At 73.2% G+C, this 18,648-nt stretch carries 13 protein-coding genes and 1 pseudogene; 7 read left to right on the top strand and 7 right to left on the bottom strand.

Annotated elements, in window-relative coordinates; genetic code table 11:
- Positions 1–146 precede the first annotated feature (146 nt).
- On the top strand, positions 147–2,231 hold the full coding sequence (locus tag E2E34_RS17355) for an MDR family MFS transporter (protein WP_167518303.1): 2,085 nt from the start codon (positions 147–149) through the stop codon (positions 2,229–2,231).
- Between the two features lie 17 nt (positions 2,232–2,248).
- Here the strand turns inward: E2E34_RS17355 and E2E34_RS17350 are convergent, their stop codons facing one another.
- The 5 genes from E2E34_RS17350 to E2E34_RS17330 form a co-directional block, all read right to left on the bottom strand.
- On the bottom strand, positions 2,249–3,352 hold the full coding sequence (locus E2E34_RS17350) for an HTTM domain-containing protein (RefSeq protein WP_138902825.1): 1,104 nt from the start codon (positions 3,350–3,352) through the stop codon (positions 2,249–2,251).
- Complete coding sequence (locus tag E2E34_RS17345; RefSeq protein ID WP_138902824.1) at positions 3,349–3,975, bottom strand: DUF5819 family protein; 627 nt, start codon at positions 3,973–3,975, stop codon at positions 3,349–3,351. Before E2E34_RS17345 ends, E2E34_RS17350 begins: the two co-directional genes overlap by 4 nt.
- 72 nt (positions 3,976–4,047) lie before the next feature.
- Entirely contained in the window at positions 4,048–5,091 is a 1,044-nt protein-coding gene (locus E2E34_RS17340; RefSeq protein ID WP_425573341.1) for a PucR family transcriptional regulator, read from the bottom strand.
- A gap of 150 nt (positions 5,092–5,241) precedes the next feature.
- Positions 5,242–5,583 (bottom strand): DUF3140 domain-containing protein, encoded by a 342-nt coding sequence (locus E2E34_RS17335; protein ID WP_138902822.1) that lies wholly within the window; start codon positions 5,581–5,583, stop codon positions 5,242–5,244.
- A 116-nt stretch (positions 5,584–5,699) separates the two neighbouring features.
- Entirely contained in the window at positions 5,700–6,152 is a 453-nt protein-coding gene (locus E2E34_RS17330) for a YchJ family protein (protein ID WP_138902821.1), read from the bottom strand.
- A gap of 147 nt (positions 6,153–6,299) precedes the next feature.
- On the opposite strand from E2E34_RS17330, the gene E2E34_RS17325 reads away from it, so the two are divergent.
- Positions 6,300–8,078 (top strand): hydroxysqualene dehydroxylase, encoded by a 1,779-nt coding sequence (locus E2E34_RS17325; RefSeq protein WP_138902820.1) that lies wholly within the window; start codon positions 6,300–6,302, stop codon positions 8,076–8,078.
- Positions 8,079–8,086: 8 nt separating this feature from the next.
- Here E2E34_RS17325 and E2E34_RS17320 read toward each other — a convergent pair whose 3' ends face one another.
- Complete coding sequence (locus E2E34_RS17320) at positions 8,087–11,362, bottom strand: NACHT domain-containing protein (RefSeq protein ID WP_138902819.1); 3,276 nt, start codon at positions 11,360–11,362, stop codon at positions 8,087–8,089.
- Between the two features lie 68 nt (positions 11,363–11,430).
- Positions 11,431–11,616, bottom strand: a pseudogene (locus E2E34_RS36480) (peptide ABC transporter ATP-binding protein); the annotation flags it as partial.
- A 130-nt stretch (positions 11,617–11,746) separates the two neighbouring features.
- On the opposite strand from E2E34_RS36480, the gene E2E34_RS17315 reads away from it, so the two are divergent.
- The 5 genes from E2E34_RS17315 (at position 11,747) to E2E34_RS17295 (ending at position 18,636) form a co-directional block, all read left to right on the top strand.
- The gene (locus tag E2E34_RS17315) at positions 11,747–13,039 is read left to right on the top strand and encodes a VWA domain-containing protein (RefSeq protein WP_138902818.1); all 1,293 of its coding nucleotides are present in this window, start codon (positions 11,747–11,749) and stop codon (positions 13,037–13,039) included.
- Positions 13,039–13,833, top strand: coding sequence for a hypothetical protein (locus tag E2E34_RS17310; RefSeq protein WP_138902827.1), 795 nt, complete (start codon positions 13,039–13,041; stop codon positions 13,831–13,833). Before E2E34_RS17315 ends, E2E34_RS17310 begins: the two co-directional genes overlap by 1 nt.
- A 245-nt stretch (positions 13,834–14,078) precedes the next feature.
- A complete protein-coding gene (locus tag E2E34_RS17305; protein ID WP_138902817.1) occupies positions 14,079–15,398 on the top strand; it encodes an MFS transporter in 1,320 nt (439 codons plus the stop codon).
- A gap of 5 nt (positions 15,399–15,403) precedes the next feature.
- A complete protein-coding gene (locus E2E34_RS17300; RefSeq protein WP_138902826.1) occupies positions 15,404–16,633 on the top strand; it encodes an anhydro-N-acetylmuramic acid kinase in 1,230 nt (409 codons plus the stop codon).
- 62 nt (positions 16,634–16,695) lie between these two features.
- A complete protein-coding gene (locus E2E34_RS17295) occupies positions 16,696–18,636 on the top strand; it encodes a M64 family metallopeptidase (RefSeq protein ID WP_138902816.1) in 1,941 nt (646 codons plus the stop codon).
- Positions 18,637–18,648: the final 12 nt, after the last annotated feature.

The raw sequence follows: 18,648 nt of genomic DNA, 5'->3' as shown, positions 1-18,648 counted from the left end.
ACCCCGCCCCCGGCGCCGGGCCTCCGGCTCCTCGGGCGCTGCGGGGTCCGGCGTCCGGGGCGGGGAACGGCCCCGGGAGGACCGCGCCCTACGGCGTACGGACGTCTGCGCGTGCGGGGCGGGCGCGCCGGTGTGAGGGTGCAGAGGTGACGACCACCCGCGCGACCAGCCCCGCGAAGGCCCGCGTCCCGGCGACGGCTGCGGGCTCCGCGCCGCCCGTGCTCGACCGGCGGCAGCGCAACATCGTCTTCGGGACGATCATGCTCGGCATGCTGCTGGCCGCTCTCGACCAGACGATCGTCGGCACCGCCCTGCCCACCATCGTCGCGGAACTCGGCGGCGCGGAGCACATGTCGTGGGTGGTCACCGCCTACCTGCTGGCGGAGACCGTCGCCACCGTCCTGGTGGGCAAGTTCGGCGACCTCTTCGGCCGCAAGCTCGTCTTCCAGGTCTCGGCCGTCGTCTTCATCACCGGTTCGTTCCTGTGCGGCCTCGCCGGCAACATGACGCTCCTGATCGCCTGGCGCGCCCTCCAGGGCGTCGGCGCCGGCGGGCTGATGGTCACCTCGATGGCGCTGATCGCCGACGTCATCCCGCTGCGCGAGCGCGGCAAGTACCAGGGCGCGATCGGCGCGGTGTTCGGCGTCGCCACCGTCATCGGCCCGCTGCTCGGCGGCCTGTTCACCGACCACCTGACCTGGCGCTGGGCGTTCTACGTCAATGTGCCGATCGCGATCGTCGTGGTCGCCGCCGCCGCCCGCAACATCCCCGCCGTGCGCTCGGCGGCCCGCCCGGTCGTCGACTACCTCGGCATCGCGCTCGTGGCGGTCGGCGCGAGCGCCCTGATCCTGGCGACCAGTTGGGGCGGCAACGAGTACGCCTGGGGCTCGGGCGTCATCATCGGGCTCTTCGCGGGCGGCCTGATCGCGCTCGCGCTGTTCTGCTACGCCGAGACGCGCGCCGTCGAACCCATGCTGCCCATGCGGCTGTTCTCGAATCCGGTCTTCACCGTCTGCTCGATCCTCAGCTTCGTCGTCGGCTTCGCGATGCTCGGCGCGATGATCTTCCTGCCCACGTATCTCCAGTACGTCGACGGGGACTCGGCCACGGTCTCGGGCGTCCGTACTCTGCCCATGATCGTCGGCCTCCTCATCGCGTCCGTCTTCAGCGGCAACGTCGTCAGCAAGACCGGCAGGTACCGGATCTTCCCCATCGCCGGCTCACTCGTCATGGGCGTCGGCCTGTTCCTGCTGTCCCTGATGGACACCGGCACCAGCGCCTGGCTGGAGTCGCTGTACATGTTCGTGCTGGGCATCGGGATCGGCCTGTGCATGCAGGTCCTGACGATCGCCGTGCAGAACACCGTCGAGTACTCCGACCTCGGGACGGCCACCTCCGGCGTCACCTTCTTCCGTACGCTCGGCATGTCGTTCGGCACCGCCGTCTTCGGCACCATCTACGCCAACTCCCTGCGGCCCAACCTCACCGCGGGCGTCACCGAGGCCGCCCGCGCCGACGGGGCGGACCCCGGGGCCCTGCTGGCTGCGGCGCAGAGCCCGGAGGGCGTGCACGCGCTGCCGCCCGCGCAGGCGGAGCCGATCGTGCAGGCGTACGCCGACTCGCTACACACGGTGTTCCTGTGGACGGTCCCCGTCGCGCTCGTCGGGTTCGCGGTGTCGCTGTTCCTCAAGCAGGTCAAGCTGCGCGACGCCGCCCGCGCCGGGTCCACCGACATGGGCGAGGGGTTCGCGTCGCCCATGTCGGGCGACTCGGCGAAGCTGCTGGAGCTGAACGTCGCGCAGGTCCTGCGCGCGAAGGGCCCGGACACCGCGCGCTGGATCGTCAGCGGCTCCGACACCCGGCTGGACATCGCGGGTGCCTGGGCGGTCATGCAGGTCGCGCTGCTGACCCGCATCGTCGGGCACGCCAGCCTCGGCCTGGTCGCCGTCCGCCGCGGCCTGCCGCCGGAGGTGCTGCTGCCGGTCTTCGACCGGATGGTGGACGAGGGCTACCTCACCCAAGACGGCAACCTGTTCTCGCACACCCCTGCGGGCGAGCGCGAGGCCGAGGTCATCAGCGCGGCGTGGGGGCGGTGGCTCGGCGACCAGCTGGAGATGGACGGCGGGCGGCCGGGCAACGAGGAGCTGACCGCCGCCGTCGACGCGATCGCCAAGCGGCTGCTCGCCGAGGACCTGGAGCAGGGCGGGCTCCTGCCGGCCGCCCACCGCTGAGGCCCCTCACCGCGGCCTCACGCCGACGAACCGACCCCGGCGTCCGCGGCCTCACGGGCCGGCGGGACCGGCGCCGGCGGCTCCTCCTGCGGCGCCGCCCGCGCCGTGCGCACCAGGCGCGACGCGGCGAGCCAGAACGTGGTCGGCAGGAACACCAAATCCCCGACGATCGTGATGGCCGAGAACATCGGCAGCGCCATCAGCACACCGATGCCGATGTGCGTGGTGAGCATGACGACGAGGATGCAGTACTTCAGCCGCCGGTTGAACACCAGCGCCGGGAACAGCATCTGCGAGAAGACGGTGAGGTACGCCATGAGCGCCGCGAACGTGCCGTGACCCGCGATCCACGCCGAGAGTTCGGGGAAGGTCGAGAAGTCGTCGTACATCATCGAGTAGTAGAGCGCCGTGCCGTTGCGCCAGGACTCGCCCTGGATCTTGTACATCGCCGCGGAGCCGTAGATCACCATGACCTGGAGGGCGATCATCGCCATGCCGCCGTTGTGCAGGACGGTGACGAGGCGGCGGCGCAGCTCCTCCGTCTCCTCGCCCCAGAAGACGAACCGCGACCCGGCCGCCGGCTTCTCCCGGCGGGCGCGGCGGCGCGCGTCGAGCGACCAGTGGCGGCCCGAGGCGACGAAGACGAGGTAGTTGGCGAACAGCAGGCTCAGCAGCGCCCAGCCGCTGTTGGCCATGGACCCGCGGATGTAGAAGGCCACCACGAGGAACCAGAAGAGCACGGACACCGCCCGGGTGCGCCAGCCGAGCATCAGCAGCGCGCTGAGGACGACGGCCAGCCCGTACCAGGCCCAGAAGACGAGGGCGCTGTCGGTGACGAGCAGCGAGTACCACCAGGAGAAGGGGCCGTCCCAGCCCCGGGCCTCCAGGGTCTGTGCGAAGAGGTCGGCCGTGAAGGGGGAACCCGGCCCCCACAGGCGGTCGGCGCGCACCGATTCGCGGAGCAGGTGGATCAGGTAGAGGCCGCCGAGACCGATGCGGATGGCGGCCGCGCTGTACGGCGCGAGCGGTTGGAGGGTCAGCTTCCGTGCGGTGGCGGCGACTTGACGGAGGGGACCGCCGGCGGCGTCGCGCCCCAGGGCGAGTGCGGCGCGTACGGTCATGGGCGGACCTTCCAGTATCCGAGGGCCTGGTACCGGGGGCGCGTGACGGAGGCGTCGGGCCGGGTGCCGGGAGCCGGTATGCGGGTGCTCTTCAGGCGCAGTTGTACGGCCTGGCCGGGCTCCTCGCCCAGGGCGTCGAGCCGTACCAGGACCACGTTGAGCAGATAGCGCGCCGAGCGGCCGGTGGCCTGGCGGGCGTCCGGGCGGGCCGCGTTGCTCCGGTACTGGGACACGGCCCGGCGCAGTACGAGCTGGTCCTCGATGCTGGGGAGCAGTTCACCCCGGTACGCCGCGTTGTCGTGCGCGGTGAGGTCGATCCACGGGCCGAACGTCCCGTCGACGTTGGCGCGCACTTCGAGGTGCTGGTTGAACTTGGAGGGCTCGGGGGCGAAGATGCTCCAGTCCTGCGGGAAGAGCGGCCGCATCCACCCGTTGACCTGCCGGGCGTAGGTCCTGGAGAGCGGGAAGTCCGTGGCGACGTAGAGCAGCAGCATGCTGGAGTGGACCAGGGCGACGAACGCGACGAAAGCCGCGAACCACCGGAGGATCCCGCGCCGCGACGCCCCAAGAGGCGTACCTCTGGGGGCGAGTGGGTCGGGCGGCGGTATGACGGACTCGGCCACGCTGGTTCTCCTCATGGTGCCCACGCATCTCAACGGCGCCCAGGGTATCCACCCCCGTCGCCTTCCCCCGCGTCAGATCTCCTTGGCGGGCCATTCGAGGAGCCGTGCGCCGATGACCGCCGTCTGGAGGGCGTAGCGGTGCATCGGGTCGGCGGGGTCGGATCCGGTCAGCTGGTGGATGCGCTCCAGCCGGTAGGTGAGCGCCCGTACGCTCAGGCTGAGCCGCCGGGCCGCCTCCGCCGCCACGCAGCCTGCGTCGAAGTACGCACTCAGCGTCTCCAGCAGCGGTTCGGCGCCGCCGCGGGCCCGCCGCAGCGGGCCGAGCGCGCTGAGCACCAGGTCGGCCATGGCTTGGCGGTCGCGCGTCAGGACGGGGAAGACCAGCAGGTCGGCGGCGTGCAGGACGGGTCCGTCGAGCGCCATGCGGTCGGCCAGTTCCAGGGCGCTGAGGGCCTCTTCGTACGAGTGGACCACGCCGCCCGCGCCGGGATGCGCCCGGCCGATCGCGACGCGGCCGCCGTCGGTGGCGGCGTGGGCGTGCCGGGCGAAGTGGGTGAGCACGTCGGTCTGGTCACCGGGCACGACGCAGACCAGCCGGCCGTCCTTGGTGGCGAGCAGGATGCGGCGGTCGCCGAACCGGCCGAGGAGTTCGCGGTCCACCCGGCGGGTGACGTGGTCCGTGTCCCCGTACGCCTCGGCGCCCTCGGCCACGGCGACGGCGTGGGCGCGGGAGAGCCGCAGCCCGAAGCGTTCGGCGCGGGCGGCGAGGCGGCCGAGGTCGCTGCGCCCGTGGAGGAGGTCGTCGATGAACTCGCGGCGGGCCGCCTCCTCCTGGCGTACGGCCAGCCGCTGGGACCGCTCGTACCCCTCGGCGAAGGCGTCGACGGCCTGTTCCACCGCCGCCAGCACCCGGTCGGGCGCCGCGGAGGCACCGGGCCAGGCGGCGCGGGTGGCGGCCAGGTGCCGGCCGACGAGGGCGCGCAGCCCGTGGCCCGCTTCGGCGGCCCGCTCGCCGAGGTCCCGGCGCGCGTCGAGCTCCTCCCGGGTGAGCCGGCGGCCGGTGGCGGAGACCTCGGCCAGGAGCCGCGCATAGCCGTCCAGGTACTCCTCGGGCATCTCCGCCTCTGCCACGCGTCCCCTGATTCCGCCGCTCGTGCCGTCTCGTCCGCCGTCACTTCCCGACGACAGAGCATAGAGAGTGCTTGGCCGCGTACGAACTCCGGTGCGCGGCGGAGAGGTCCCGGAGGGTGCGCCGGCGGGCGGCGGTCACACCGGTTTCAGCGGGTCGTGGCCCAGCGTCATCAAACGCCGCCGCCAGGCGCTGTCGCCCGCCGCCGGCGCCAGGTCGGTGCGCCGCTGGACGTGGACGGCCTCCACGACCTTGCGCATGACGGCGACGTCCTCGTCGGTCAGGTCGGTGCGCCGCTTGCCCAGGATCGCCAGTACCTTCCGCCCGGTCTCGGTCCCGGCGCGTTCGGGCAGCGGCTCGCTGTTCTCACCGGCGCCACTGGTCCGCAGCCAGGTGCTCAGCTCCTGGGACGTCATGTTCACCACGCGGTGGAAGTCGTCCCAGAGCCAGTCGAGCTCCAGGGCTGTCGTGCGGTCCATCGGGTGCCTCCCGGCGTCTCGTGGTGCTGCGGGCGAGGGGCATGCGCGATCGCGTCCGCAGTACCCCTGCGATGCCGCCCGAAACACCACCAGAACGGGAGGAAAGGGTCCGGCGGCTAGCGGGTGAAGACCGCGTCCAGGTAGACCCAGGCGCCGTCGTGCCGGGCGAATCGGCTCTGCTCGTGCAGGGACCCGGACTCGCCCTGGTGCGTGTAGTGGGCGCGGAAGGTGACCGTTCCCGTGGTGTGGAAGGCGCTGCCGTCCGTGGTGGCCAGGATGTCGAGGCCCTGCCAGCGCGTGTCCGGGTCGAGGTCGAGGGTGGCCGGCCTGGTGTCGGGGTGCCAGGAGCGCATCAGGTACGCCGCGTCCTGCGCGACGAACGCGCTGTAGCGCGAGCGCATCAGCAGCTCGGCGGTCGGCGCGGCGGCAGCGCCGGAGTGAAAGCGCCCGCAGCAGTCGCCGTACGGGGCGGTGAGCCCGCACGGGCAGGGCGATGCGGGGGTCAGGAGCGGCGGCACGGGCCGACTCCGGGGGCTGCGGCTCGTACCGCGTGCGCTGCGTCGGGACATGTCCCCATTGTGCCCGTGGCCGACGGGGCCCTTTCGCGCCAATGTGCGACCGGGGCCCGCGTGTGCCTTCCGGGCCCTGGGGGCCGCCCGTATTCTCCTGGGCCTGACGCGGCGGTTACCGCCGGTAAGGCGACAGGGGGACGAGGCATGGGAAGTTCCAGACGCACCTTCGTGGCGGGCGCGGCGGCGGCGGGCGGGGCGATGGCCCTGGGGGCGGCGCCCGTCGCCGCCGCGTCCGCCGGGCCGGCGGACGCGCCCCGGCGGGCGGCCCGGGAGTCCGTCGCCGTGCTGGGCGGCGGGGTCGCGGGCCTCACGGCCGCGCACGAGCTCGCCGAGCGCGGGTTCGCCGTGACGGTCTACGAGAGGCGGGCGCTCGGCGGCAAGGCCCGCAGCATGGACGTACCGGACAGCGCGAAGGGCGGCCGCAGGCCGCTGCCCGCCGAGCACGGCTTCCGCTTCATCCCCGGCATCTACCACAACCTGCCGGACACGATGCGCCGCATCCCGTTCCCCGGCAACGCCAACGGCGTGCACGACAACCTCGTCGCCCCGCGCGAGATGATGTTCGCGCGCACGGGCCGCGAGGACCTGCGATTCCCGATCCCCTGGCCCGGCCACCAGCCGGCCCGGCTCACCCTCGACGACCTGCGCCGCGCGCTGACCGGCCTCCTCGAAACGGCGGCGAACCTCCCCGCGCACGAGAGCGCGTACTTCGTGAACCGCGCGCTCGTCTTCCTGACCAGCTGCGACGAGCGGCGCGACGACACGTGGGAGCGCACGCCCTGGTGGGACTTCACCCGGGCCGCCCGTATGTCCAAGGACTACCAGCGCATCCTCGCCATCGGCGTCACCCGCAACATCGTCGCGACGAAGGCGGAGGAGGCCAGCACCCGTACGGTCGGCACGCTCGGCGAGGCCTTCGTGTTCAACGCGCTGGGCCGGGGCGCCGACGGCCCGCCGGACCGCATCCTCAACGCTCCGACGAACGAGGCGTGGATCGATCCCTGGGCGGACCACCTGCGGGGCCTCGGCGTCGACTTCCGGATCGGCTGGACCGTACGGGAGATGAAGTACGCCGACGGCCGGGTCGCGGCGGCGATGATCGAGGACCCGGACGGCGTACGCCGGACCGTGACCGCCGGGCACTACGTCTGCGCCCTCCCGGTGGAGCACGCCCGCCCCACCTGGAGCGCCGCCATGCGCGCCGCCGACCCCCAACTGGCACGGTGCGACCGGCTCAGGACCGACTGGATGACCGGCATCCAGTTCTACCTGACGGAGCGCACGCCGATCCTGCACGGCCACCTCAACTGCATCGACTCGCCCTGGTCCCTGACCGCCATCGCCCAGGCCCAGCACTGGCCGGACCGGGACTTCCCGGCCGACTACGGCGACGGCACGGCGGCGGACTGCCTGTCGGTCGACATCTCCGAATGGGACAAGCCCGGGATCCTGTACGGGAAGACGGCCAAGCAGTGCACCCGGGAAGAGGTCGCGCGCGAGGTGTGGGCGCAGCTGAAGGCCGCGCTGAACGACACCGGCAGGACGGTCCTGCGCGACAGCACGCTGCACTCGTGGTTCCTCGACCCGGGCGTGGACGGCATCGGGACGCCGAACCCGACGAACGAGGACGAGCTGCTGATCCACCCCGTGGGCACGTGGCACAACCGCCCGTCGGCGGCCACGAGGATCCCCAACTTCTTCCTGGCGGGGGACTACGTGTCCGTCGCCATCGACCTGGCGACGATGGAGGGAGCGAACGCGTCGGCCCGCGCCGCGGTCAACGCCCTGCTGGACCGCACGGGTTCGACGGCCCAACGCTGCACCGTCACCCCGCTGTTCCGGCCGCCCGAGATCGAGTTCCTCAAACGCCACGACCGCACGCGCTACCGGCTGGGACTGCGGAACGCGCTCGATGTGGGGTGAGGAGACGGTCAGCTCGCGCCTTCGTCGGCGCCGACGAAGGCGCGGGCCGCGGCGAGTATGACCGGGGGAACCTCCGCGAGTTCGTCCTGCGGGGCATCGCGGAGCACACGGCGGACATGAGTGGCCAGCAGCCGGGCCGACTTGCGGTGCCGCTGCTTCCACCACAGGTGGAGAACGGCCGTGTCCGGGGTGAGCGGGACGACCAGCGCGTGGAGGGTGGAGACGAGGTCGGCGACGTCCTCCTCGGGATCCGCTCCGTCCAGCCCCAGCAGAGCTGCCGCCAGCATGAGCAGGAGCGTGTCGGTCGAGTAACGGACGGCGGCCCGTGGCCGCAGCATCCCAGCCACCGCGGCCGTCGGGAGCCGGTCCGCGTCGAGGCTCAACTGCCGGTAGAAGAGGAGCATCGTGCGTCGCATCGACTCCTGCCCGAGGGCTCCGTCCTCCATGAACCCGGCGCACTGCTCGTACAGCCCCAGCAGTTCCTCGTCCGGTACGCCGAGGCCGCTCGCCAGCCAGAGCGAGGACAGGCTGTGCGCCAGCGACGTCGCCGCACCGTCCGGCCGCCCCACGAACGTGGTGACCGACGATCCCAGCCATTTGAACAGGGGATCGACGGCGTGCAGGACCACCGCGTCGTTGGTACCGCCCGACACCGACATCTTGTGCCGGATCTGGTCCGGGTAGGGACGCGACCAGGCCACGCGCCTGTTGCGGCCCTCGTGGCGCAGCGCCCACCCGTACAGCCAGTAGGGGTCCACCGGTTGTGGCGCGTCCACGAGGTCCGCGGCCGGGCGGATGTCGAGTTCTCTCCGGTCGCCGTTCCAGGTGTTGCGCATACTGATCGCCAGTGCGAAGTCCGTCCACTCGGGTTCGCTGAGCGCCGACCTCCACAGCAGGACACGCCGGTGCCAGACACCGGCCGGATTCGTCTCGAGGGGAAACAGCTCGCTCGCTTTGACGCCGCCCGTCACCAGAAGCGTCAGCATCAGCATGTTGGCGCTGTAGAGCCCGTGACGCGACGAGGTGCCCCGCGCCCTCGGCCGGTACTCGGGGAAACGGTGCTCGATGCGGTTGCGGTGATCAGCCATGACGGTGATCAGCAGCTCACCGAGCCGCTCCCGCTCCTCGGCCGGGATGCGCTGGATCCGCGCGCCGACGAAGCGGAGCATCTGCCGGGACGAGAGGGAGGCGAAGGACAGCAGCACGTACAGCAGATCGTCGTCCACTCCGGCATGACCCAGGGCCAGTGCGGGCCGCTGGCCGAGCAGCCCGTGGAGCAGCTGCACGGCGAGGCGCGCGGCGAGGTACTCGCCGAACGTCGCGTGGAGGAACTCGTACGTCGTCAGCCGCTGGTCGTCACGCAGAGCCTGCGCCCGCTGGACGAAGAAGAACCGGCCGAGGGCGATGTCCGCCTGGTCGAGCTCCGCCCGGAAGGTGTCCCCGTTCCTCGCGGGCTCACGGCGGCCCAGCAGGGCGGCCAGGTCCTGTTCCAGTTCGACCGTGGTGATCCACTGACGATGGCGGTTGAGCATGCCGAAGGAGATGAGGGACAGCCGCTGGAGTTCCTGCTCGACCCGCCGTTCACGCTCCCGGCCGGTCAGCCCCGATGAGGACTTGCCGATCTCGCGGACGGCGAACGAGACGAGCAGTTCCTCGTACAGCTCCGCCTCCCCCAGCGGCTCGTCACCTTCGGCGCCGCACTGCAGCGCGTTGCCGTCGGTGTCGTAGAGCGCGAGCATCAGCAGCAGCAGGGGCTGGGAAGCGAGAGCCTGGTGGCGTACGGCGACGCCGGCGGGCAGCGCGCGCAGACCCTGGGCCTGGAAGAAGGAGCCGTTGAGGCGGTTCCAGAGATCGAGCCAGCGCTCGATCTGCTGCTGCCGGAAGGGTTCGAGACGCAGCGCCACCGCTCCGTTCGGGTACCGTGCCCGGTCCGCGACAGCGGTCCTGCTGGTGACGACGGCGAGTACGGGACGCCCCTGGTCGGCTTCCCTCTCCTCGAAGCGCGCGACGCGGATCAGGAAGTCCGACTGGCTGACGCCGGTGGCCTGGAGCAGCTCGTCGAATCCGTCGAAGAGGAGGACGGGGACGGCCCCGTCGGCCGCCCGGACCAGCTCGGGCCAGGTCGTCCGCTCGCCGGTCGCGGACCGGACGGCGTACTCGATCTGGTCCTGTACGTCGGCGTCCGCCGGCACCTCGCGCAGGACGACGCGCACCGGCAGGAACCCGGCCGAGGGCAGCCTCGCGGCCAGGATCTTCGTCAGTACGGACTTTCCGGCGCCGGGCTGGCCGAGCACCACCAGCGGCGCGGTCGTCGACGCGACCGAGGTGAGCGCGCCGGCCAGGTACTCGGTGAGGTCGGAACGCGTCGGCACCCCTTCCCACCACTCCTCCTCGGCCGGTCCCTGCGTGCCCTCGACCACGGCACGGACACGGAAGTCCGGATCGACGTACCCCTCACCGAGGGTGGGCAGGACCACTCCGGAACGGGCCTGGCCCTCGGCCAGGATCGCGCGTGCCAGTGCGGCCCGGTAGCCGGTGGCGAGACCCTGCGCCGCGTGGGCGAGCGGCCGCAGGGGGCTCAGCCCCGCCAGGGCGGTCTCGATGCCGGCGAGGGCCTGGCGCAGGCCCGTGCGGGTGGCCTGGTGCTCGATCTGGCCGGACCAGAAGCCGAACTCCGGTACCTCCAGAGCGAGTTGCGCGTACAGGTCCTGGAAGCGTCCGACCGCCGCCTCGCACAGCTCGGTGCCCAGCGCGCTCTCGGCCGCGCCGCGTCGTGTCGCGTCCAGCGCGTCCCACACCGCCAGCCCGTGGAGGAAGGTCTTCAGCCGGACCGACAGCTCCAGGTACCAGAAGCGCAGATCGACGAGGGTCTGCTCGTACGGCACGTGCGGGGCGGGTTGCGGAGCGCCGGTCGCGACCAGGCGCTGGACGAAGCCGTACGCCGCGTCCGAACCCCCGGCCAGTGCGATCTGCTCGCGCCGCGTGAGCCGCGCCTCGGCCAGGTCGAAGGGGAGTTCCACCTCACCGAGGGCCTCGAAGTACGCCGTCACCACCAGCACCGCGTGCGCCGCCGCGATCCGTTCCGTGCGCTCGGCCCGCTCCGAGGACCCCAGCCGGTCCCGCAGCCCTGACGTGAGATCACGGCCGAGCGCCAGTACGCCTCCCCGCGCCGCGAAGAGGTTGAGCACGGCGTCGCTCGTACCGCCCGTCGCCATCGACAACGCGCCGCCGAGCGCCTGGTCGGCCGCCGTCAGCGCCGCGCTGTCGCCGCCGAGTATCGCCACCGCGTCGCTGTAACTGAGAAGTCGTCGCCCCCGCACCGTTCTGGTTCTATCACCGGAGGCGGTCGCGGACGTCCGGCTTCGACAATCCGCCGCGGGAACCGCCGGGGCGCGTTCCTCCTGCGGGCGCCCAGGACCTGCTCCGGCGTGCCGCGCTCCCGTACCGCTCCGCCGTCCGGGAAGCACCCCTGGCCGGCGGCCCCGCGCGCGAAGCCCGTCTCGTGCGTGGCGAGGACCATCGTCATGCCGTCGCCCTCGCGGCCCGTGGGAGCGTCACGTGGCCGGGCGGCGACGGGGCCGGCCGGCAGGGCGGCCGGTTCAGGCACGCGCTCTGACGGAACGGAGCCACGTTTGGGCGCCGGAGGCGATCTTCAATAGGATCCGGCGATGATCACAAGAAAACGGCTGACGGCAGGGGCGTTCGGCCTGCTCGTCGCCCTGGCCGCCGGGCTGCTCCCGGCCGGTCCCGCCGCAGCCGCCGCTGCCGCCGACGAACCGGACGCGCGCGAGTCCCCCAAGGTCGAACTGGTCCTCGACGTCAGCGGGTCGATGCGGGCCAAGGACATCGACGGCCAGTCCCGGATGGCCGCCGCCAAGCAGGCGTTCAACGACGTACTGGACGCTGTGCCCGAGGAGGTGCTGCTCGGCATACGCACCCTCGGCGCCGACTATCCGGGCGACAACCGCAAGACCGGCTGCAAGGACACCCGGCAGCTGTACCCGGTGGGCCCGCTGGACCGGACCGAGGCCAAGACCGCCGTCGCCACCCTCGCGCCGACCGGCTGGACGCCGATCGGCCCCGCCCTCCTCGGCGCGGCCGACGACCTCGAAGGCGGTGACGGCACGCGCAGGATCGTGCTCATCACCGACGGCGAGGACACCTGCGGTCCGCTCGACCCGTGCGAGGTGGCCCGTGAGATCGCCGCGAAGGGGACCCACCTGGTCGTCGACACCCTCGGCCTGGTGCCGAACGCGAAGATCCGCCAGCAGCTCACCTGCATCGCGGAGGCCACGGGCGGCACGTACACCGCCGTGCAGCACACCGACGAACTGTCGGACCGGGTCAAGCAGTTGGTGGACCGGGCGGCCGACCCGGTCGTCAAGCCGGTCGCGACCGACGGCACGGACCGGTGCGCGGACGCGCCGCGGCTGAAGGCCGGTCTCTACACCGACCGCGAGAAGTTCTCCCAGCACCGCTGGTACCGGGTCGACGTGCTGCCCGGTCAGGAACTGCGGGCCGCAGTCAGCGTCGGCGCCGACCGCGCCGTGAACCGCGACTACGGCGTACTGCTGCGGGCGGTGACCACGCGCGGCCGCGAGATCGTGCGCGGCGAGGAGGCCGGCGACGGCCGTACGGACGTGATCTCGACCGGGCTGCGCTACCCCAAGGCCCCGCTGGACGACGACACCGCCGACGAGGTGAAGCCGGCGGCGGAGACCGTGTGCCTCCAGGTCAGCAACTCCTTCTCCGCTCCCCCGTCCGTCAAGACGACGCCCGGTCTGCCGGTCGAGCTGGCCATCGACCTGGTGGACGGCCCCGACGAGGCGTCGGACGTCGCCTCCTTCGGTCTCGGGCACGGCTGGTGGCTGCTCGGCGTGCTCGCTCTGACCGGCCTGCTCGCCGGTCTCGTGTGGGGCTGGCTCTCGCGCTGGCGCCTCGCCGTATGGAGGACGAACTGATGCGTACGACGACACGAGTGCTGAGCGGGGTCCTGCTGGCGGGAGCGGCGCTCTTCCAGGCGGCCGCTCCCGTCCTCGCGGACTCGACGCCCTCGCCGGGGGCCGTCGAGGACGGCGAGGAGCAGGCGGCGCCGACGGAGGCGGGCACCGCCTTCCGTACGGCGGTGCGGATCCGGCATGACCAGCCGGCCACGGCCGAGGCGTCCACCGGTGACTACCTGTACTGGGTCTTCGACGCCGACGCGGGGCGCACCGCCACCGTGCGGGCCACCGTGAAGCTTCCGGAGGCGGCGGCCCGGCACGGGGCCGCGACGTGGCGCGTCGACGTGTACGACGGACTGCGCCGGCGTCAGGCGTGCGTGCACGGCGGTCAGGCGAAGGCGGCGCCGGCCGGCGCCGCGTCCGTCACCGTGTCCTGCACGCTGAGGACGGTGCGGGCCTGGGCGGAGCCGTGGGCCGACGATCCGCTGCCGGGGAGTTACTACGTACGGCTGACGGTCGCCGACCTGCCGCAGGAGGACCTCGGCCTGCCGGTGCGCGCGGAGGTCCTCGCGACGGCGCGGGACGCGGGCGGGGCGCGGGCGGTGGACGGCACGCTGGCGGTGCCGCTGGTGCCGGGCGCGTCGGACGCGCGGGTGGCCGGGGCGGCCGACGAGGCGTTCTCGTCGGGCTGGTGGTCCTCGCGCTGGATCTGGACGGTGGGCGGGGGCGTCCTCGGGGCGGCCGCGGCCATCGCCGGGTACACCGTGACACGGGGCGCGGGGCGGCCCGCGCGGGTGCCGCCGGGCGCCTGAGCGATGCCGGGCCGGTGCGGTCCCGCCCCGCGCCGGGCGGGACCGACCGGCCCGGCGGAGGGTGCGCGGGGTGCACCGGCGGCGTACGGCACAGGCGTGCGGCGCGGGTGCGTACGGCGGCGTACGGCACAGGCGTGCGGTGCGTCCGGCGGCCCGCGGCATGAATGCCTGCGGTGCGTCCGGCGGCGTACGGCAGGTGGCGCACGGGACTTGTGGAGCGGCTTGGCGGTCAGCACGCTGGCCCCATGACCACACCCGCCACCGGCCCGGTCCCGCCGCCTGTGACAGCCCGGCCGGCCCGCTCCCGCCGGGCACTGGTGGCGGGGTCCGTCGGCAACTTCATCGAGTGGTACGAGTTCGGCGTCTACGGCTACTTCGCCACCGTCATCGCGGCGCACTTCTTCACCCCCGAGGGCGGCAGCGAGGTGGAGGGGCTCGTGAAGACTTACGCGTCGTTCGCCCTCGCGTTCTTCTTCCGGCCCGTCGGGGCGGCGCTGTTCGGGCGGCTCGGTGACCGGATCGGCCGCCGGCCGACGCTCATCCTCGTCATCTGCCTGATGACCGCCGCCACGACGCTGATCGGCGCGCTGCCGACGTACGCCTCCATCGGCGCGGCCGCGCCGTGGCTGCTGACGCTGCTGCGGATTCTGCAAGGGCTGTCGGCCGGCGGGGAGTTCGGCGGGGCGGTGTCGGTCATGACGGAGTTCGCACCGCCGGGCCGCCGGGGCCTGTACGGGGCGTGGCAGTCGTTCACGGTGGCGCTCGGCCTGCTCGCGGGCGCCGGGGCGGCGGCGCTCCTGGCGACCGTGCTGACCACGTCGCAGCTGAACGGGTGGGGCTGGCGGGTGCCGTTCCTCCTGACGCTGCCGCTGGGACTCGTCGCGCTGTGGCTGAGACTGCGCCTGGACGAGACGCCGGCCTTCGCGTCGGCCGTCGTCGACAAGAGCGCACCCGTGCGGCGGCCGCCCGCCGGGGAGACGGTGCGGGCCGTCGCGCTGGGCGCGGGAAGGCTGATGGGCTGGTCGGCGGCCGGCTACACCTTCCTGGTGGTCCTCCCCTCGTACCTCCAGAGCACCCTGAACGCGACGTTCCAGCAGGCGCTCGTCGCCACGGCCTTGGCCAATCTCGGGTTCGCGGCCTCGATCCTGCCCGCCGGTGCGGTCAGCGACCGGATCGGGCGGCGGGCGGTGATGCTCACCGGAGCGCTGCTGGTCGCCCTGCTCGCGCTGCCGCTGCTGAACCTGGTGCAGGACCCGGGGACGCCGGCGTACGCGAAGGGGGCGGCGCTCTTCGGCGCGGGGGCCGCCGTCGGGCTGATGGCGGGGCCGGGCCCCGCGATGCTGGCCGAGATGTTCCCGACCACCGTGCGCTACACGGGGCTCGGGCTGGCGTACGCGCTGTCCAACGCGGTGTTCTCGGGCTGCGCGGGCCTGATCATCACCCAGGTCGTCGAGCGGACCGGGAATGCCGACATTCCCGCGTACTACGCGGCGTCGGCCTGCGCGGTCAGCGTCGCCGCGCTGCTGACGCTGCGCGCCGACGACCACCACCGGGCGCTGCGGTGAGCGCCCTGCGGGTGATCGGGCTGATGTCCGGCACGTCGTACGACGCCATCGACGCGGCCGCCGCCGACCTCGCCCTCGACGGGGACACGCTGGTGCTCACGCCGCTGGGCATGATCAGCACGGCGTACGACGACGATCTGCGGGCGGCGCTGGCCGGGGCGCTGCCGCCCGCCACGACGGATCTGGCCACGGTGTGCCGGCTCGACACGCGCATCGGCCAGGCGTTCGCGGCGGCAGCGGTGCGGGCCGACCTGGAACTGTGCGACGGGCGGGCCGGCCTGATCGCCTCGCACGGGCAGACCGTCTACCACTGGGCCGAGGCCGGCCGGGTGCACGGCACGCTCCAGATCGGCGAGAGCGCCTGGATCGCCGAGGCGACCGGCCGCCCCGTCGTCTCGGGCTTCCGTACGCGGGACGTGGCCGCCGGGGGCCAGGGCGCGCCGCTGGTGAGCGTCGTCGACGCCATGTGGCTGCGGGGGCGGCCGGGGGTGCCCGTGGCGCTCAACCTGGGCGGGATCGGGAACGTCACGGTGGCCGCCGACGGGGCGGGCGGCGGACCGCTGGCCTTCGACACCGGGCCGGCCAACGCGCTGATCGACGCGGCCGTGCGGGAGCTCGCCGCGGGCGATGCGCTCGGTGGGGCGTACTCCATGGATGTGGACGGCGCGCTCGCCGCACGGGGGCGTGTGCGCCGGCCGCTGCTGCGGCGGCTGTTGGACGAGCCGTACTACACCCTGCCCGCGCCGAAGACGACGGGCAAGGAGCTGTTCCATCTGCCCTATCTGCGCGCGGCGCTCGACGTGTTCGGGCCACTGCCCGCCGAGGACGTGGTGGCCACCCTGACCCGGCTCACGGCGCGGACCGTCGCCGATGCCGTCCGGCCCTTCGGGCCGACGGAGGTGATCGCGTCGGGCGGGGGCACCCGCAACCCGGTGCTGATGGAGTGGCTGCGGGAGGAACTGGGCGGCACAGGCGGCGTACCGCTGCGGACGTCGGACGAGCTGGGGCTGCCGTCGGACGCGAAGGAGGCGTACGCCTTCGCCGTGCTGGGCTGGCTGACCGCGCACGGCCTGCCGGGCACCGTGCCCTCCTGCACCGGCGCCCGACGCGCGAGCGTCCTCGGCTCGGTGACGCCGGGCGGGCCCGGCCTGCGGCTGCCCGCGCCCCTGATGTCGGCGCCCGGCCGCCTCACGATTCACGCCACCGGCAACTCCCGCCTCTTTACCGCGCGTTGACCGCCCCCGTACGCTCCCCGCCACCGCTTGATCACCGGACGGCAGACGGAGGGCGCACCGCCATGAGACTTCGGAACAGACCCGCGCTGCTCGCGGTGGCGGGGGCGCTCCTCGCCGCCTGCGCCGTCGGCACGACACCGTCGGCGACGGCGGCGACAGGAGCGGCGGCGGCGAAGGGGGCGGGGGCGCCGCACCCGGTGACGGAGCACGCCGAGGTGGTCCCGGTCCAGCGGACGGGGCCGGCCGACCGGCGGTTCAACCTGGTCGTTCTCGGCGACGGGTACACGGCCGGTGACATGGCGGCCTTCCGGGCCGATGTCGACAAGCACCTCAACGTGCTGTGGAGTACGGAGCCGTTCGCGTCCTACCGTTCGTACATCAACGTCTGGGCGGTGGAGGTGCCGTCCGCCGAGTCGGGCGTCGACTGCGATCCGGGCCTCGACGCGCCCCGCCGCGACACACCGCTGGACATGGGCTTCTGGGGCGGCTGCGACCCGGCGAGTGTGCAGCGGCTGCTGTCGATCGACGCGGCGGCGGCGACCGCCCTGGCCGACCTGGTCCCCGGTTCGAACAGCTCCAACCGGCAGATCGTCGGCGTCGCCAACAGCGCGACGTACGGTGGTGCGGGCGGCACCTTCGCCACGGCGTCCGGCGGCAACGCGCTGTCGTCGCTCATCACGCCGCACGAGATCGGGCACTCCCTGGGCAAGCTCCAGGACGAGTACGACTACTACGCGCGGGGCGTCCCCGGCGGTACGTACGAGGGCGGCGAGCCGGATTCCGCCCACCACACGCTGCTCACCGAGCGGGAGATGCGCGCCGAGCGGCGCAAGTGGTGGCGCTGGCTGGGCGAGCGCAGCGACGCCGGCGGTGTCATCGGGCGCCACGAGGGCGGCATGTACCGGACGAAGGGCGTGTGGCGGCCGAGCAGGCACTCCCTGATGAAGACGCTCGGGTACTCCTTCGACCAGGTGGAGCGGGAGGTGATGACGCAGGCGATCTCCGCCAAGGTGAACCTGGTGCAGGGGCACGCGCCGAACGGGGAACCGGTCGGCGACGACCGGACGGTGTGGGTCGACACGCTGCATCCGGTGGGCGGCGAACTCGACACCGTGTGGCGGCTCGACGGCCGCCGGGTGGGCGGCACGGCGGGCGAGCGCAGCCTGGACCTGCGACGCCTCGGCCTGCGCGAGGGCCGTCGGCACACCCTCACGGCGACGGTGTCCGACCCGACCCCGTTCGTGCGGGACCCCGCGATCCGCGCCTCGTCGGCGCTGACGCGCACCGTCACGTGGACGGTCGACCCGTCCCTCACGACGCGGCCGTCGCCCGTCGCCGCCGCGTTCACGGGTCACACCGGGACCGCCGCCCCGGTGGGGGCGGAGTCGGTCGTGTACGCCGACACCACCCATCCCGCGGGCCGCGACCCCCGGGTGCGGTGGGCGCTGGACGGGCGGCCGGTCCGCAATCCCGGCAACGACCGCGACCTGGACCTCGGCGCGCTGGCGCTGGACGGCGGCAGCCACGTCCTGACGGCGCGCGTCGCCGGTACGCGGCGGACGCTGACCTGGACGGTCGACGCGTCGCCGGCGACCGCGGCGTACGCGCTGTCCGATCCGCTGCGCACGGTGCGGCGGCCGGGCGAGCCGGTGGAGTACGTCCATGACGGGCCGTTCACGATGAAGCTGACGGCGCGGGACGATCAGGACGGGTACGTCGTCACGCAGTTCCGGGTCGACGGCGACGGCTGGTACACCTACTTCGGCTGGCCGACCGACGCGGACGCCCCGTTCCGGTTCACGCCGGGCGGCACGGTCATCGACGACCTGGTCTACGGCAAGCTCGGCACACCGCGCGTCGTGCCGTGGGACGACGCGACGCCGGAGTACGGCACGCACACGATCGAGTACCGCACGATCGACTCGGCGGGCAACACCGGCCCGGCGAAGGCGTTCCGGGTGACGCTGGTTCCGCCGGGGACGGGGGCGGGCGACGGGCGGTAGCGGTACGCGCCG

The organism is Streptomyces albidochromogenes (genome assembly GCF_005981925.1).
GTDB classification, from domain to species: domain Bacteria; phylum Actinomycetota; class Actinomycetes; order Streptomycetales; family Streptomycetaceae; genus Streptomyces; species Streptomyces albidochromogenes.
Note: the sequence above shows the minus strand (reverse complement) of the source record. Positions and strands in the feature narration are given on the sequence as shown.